Source organism: Microbacterium sp. Bi128, from assembly GCF_918698205.1.
Genome location: NZ_CAKKMM010000799.1, coordinates 1 through 2,310, shown reverse-complemented (window position 1 = coordinate 2,310; position 2,310 = coordinate 1). Strand labels below are relative to the sequence as shown.

The following is a 2,310-nucleotide window of genomic DNA, read 5'->3' as shown; positions in this document are numbered from 1 at the left end:
GTCCTCGGCGGTCCGCCCGGATTCGATGATCCGGTCAAAGAGCTGGCGCACTTCCTGCCGGAAACCGCGGGTCTGCAGGGCGGCGCCCAGGTCCTCGGGCCAGGGCAGCTCGAGGCCGGGCAGCGCATGGCCCTCCAGCAGTTCCTTGATGATCAGGTCCTGTTCCGGGCCGGAGAGCAGCTTCGGCTGGCGCGGAAGCGGCAGGAGGCCTTCGGCCTTGGCCCGGCGGATCAGATCGAAGGCATATGACGCCCAGGTCCGTGCCGGCGTCGTGCTCAGGCTCCGGTCCAGGCGGGCCGTGAACCGGTCGCGGAGCGTATCCGCGGCGAGCCGCCCGGGAGCCAGGATGAGCATCCGCTCCGGATCCAGGCCATCGCGCAGGGTGCGGCGGACGGCAGCCTCGACAAGGACCGTCGACTTGCCGGTGCCGGGCGCACCGGGCACCAGGACGGGGCCGGAGCCGGGCGGGACCTCGACGGCGGCAAGCTGGTCCGGTGACAGCACCGGCACCGCGCTGTGCTGGGTCCGGGGCGGCAACAGGCGCAGCCCCGCTCCCGTTGCGCGCCCCGCCCCGGGAAGGGGACGGGACCCGGACCGCTGCAGGCTTGGTTCAAGGTGGCTGGGGGTACTCACACAGTCATTTCATCATCGGGTACCGACAATTTATGCGACTCCCGCTCGAGCCGCTCCGCGATGGCATCGATCCGGTCGAAATCGGCGTCGGTGGGCGCCCACCGGCCGGAGGCCAGGTCAACACGCCAGCGCCCCTCGCCGGTCCGGCGGAAGTCCTCGTAACGGCCCAGCAGCGGCGTCCCCTCCTGCAGATAAAGGCCCAATGCCTCGTGCTCCAGGCCGGGCGGGGCGTCTCCGCTGGATTTCAGGACACGCCACCAGGGCACGCTGCTGCCATAGTGGCTCATGACCGATCCGACCTGACGCGGGCCGCCGGCGCCGAGGAGTTCCGCAACGTCGCCGTAGGCCACCGCCGTGCCGGCCGGGATCAACGCCACGAGCTCCAGCACCGCCTCCACATACTCCGTCCGCATCGGTCCAGCCTAGCCGTTCCGGACTCCGGAACAGCGCCGGGACGGCAGGCGGAGACGGCACGCCGCCACCCCGGTCAGGAACTGTCAGTGGCAGCAGGTAGCGTTGAAGCATGAGCACTTGGAACACCCTCCCCCGCGCAGCCTTCGACCTCGAAACCACCGGGCGGAACTCCCGCGCGGCGCGGATTGTCACAGCATCCATCACCGTGGTGGACTCCGACGGCGGGATTGTCCAGGAACACGAGTGGCTCGCGGACCCCGGGGTTGAGATTCCCACCGAGGCCAGCGACATCCACGGCGTCACCACCGAGAAGGCCCGCAGCGAAGGCCGCCCCGCCGCGGAAGTGACGCGGGAGGTCGCCGCCGTGCTCCAGGAGCTTTTCGACACGGGTGTGCCGGTCATCGCCTTCAACGCCAGCTACGACTTCACGGTGCTCGCCGCCGAGTCTGCCCGCTACGGCGTCCCTCAGTTGAGCCGCTTCCCCGTGCTGGATCCGTACGTCATGAACAAACAGGTGGACCGCTACCGCAAGGGCAAGCGCACGCTCACCGCCTTGTGCGAGGAGTACGGCGTCAATCTGGACAACGCGCATACCTCCGCGGCCGATGCCCTGGCAACCCTTCGGATGCTCGATGCCATGGCCGGAAAATTCCCCAAGCTGAGGATGCCGGCGGGCAACCTGCACCAGCTCCAGGTCGAATGGGCCTCTACCCAGGCCGCGGACTTCCAAAGCTACCTGCGCAAGACGAAGCCGGCCGCCGTGATCGAAGGCGACTGGCCCGTCCTGCCTCCCGAGGACGCCAGCCGGGGCGACTTCTAGGATTTCCGAACGCCGGGATTCCGGACGCTGGGCCCCGGCGCGGGAGCACTTCTTAAAACGAAACGTTCGCCGGCGGAACGGCTTAACTAGTCCCCCGCTGCGCGCAAATCCAGTGATTGCGACGGAGGTCACACGGCCCGGGGCTTCCGATTGCCGCCCGCTCCGGCGCCGATGATTCCGCGCCACCCCGCCAGCACTATCAGGATCAGCGCCGATCGCACACGATCCTGAAGATAGTTCGCAGAACGCACACATCATCTCTGATTTGTTCGGATTGAATGGGCGCCCACGTCGGATGACACAATTATCTTTCGCGGCGTGTCTGCTCCACCCGGCGCCCAAGCCAGCGGCCGGGGGCCCGATGAGCCTCCCGCGACCCACTGAATTTCAGACGAAAGTGATTGCGTGATGAAAAGCAAAGCCTTGAAGTGGCTGACCACTGG

Annotated in this window: 3 protein-coding genes; 1 reads left to right on the top strand and 2 read right to left on the bottom strand. The window is 67.8% G+C overall.

Annotation, left to right across the window (positions count from 1 at the left end; translation table 11 throughout):
- The coding region (locus LQV45_RS26415; RefSeq protein WP_230009673.1) for a UvrD-helicase domain-containing protein at positions 1-603 on the bottom strand (603 nt) is incomplete at its 3' end.
- A 26-nt stretch (positions 604-629) separates the two neighbouring features.
- Positions 630-1,046: an MGMT family protein gene (locus tag LQV45_RS26410; RefSeq protein ID WP_028277185.1), complete on the bottom strand. Its 417-nt coding sequence runs from the start codon at positions 1,044-1,046 to the stop codon at positions 630-632.
- 110 nt (positions 1,047-1,156) lie between these two features.
- On the opposite strand from LQV45_RS26410, the gene LQV45_RS26405 reads away from it, so the two are divergent.
- On the top strand, positions 1,157-1,867 hold the full coding sequence (locus LQV45_RS26405; protein ID WP_230009671.1) for a 3'-5' exonuclease: 711 nt from the start codon (positions 1,157-1,159) through the stop codon (positions 1,865-1,867).
- Positions 1,868-2,310: the final 443 nt, after the last annotated feature.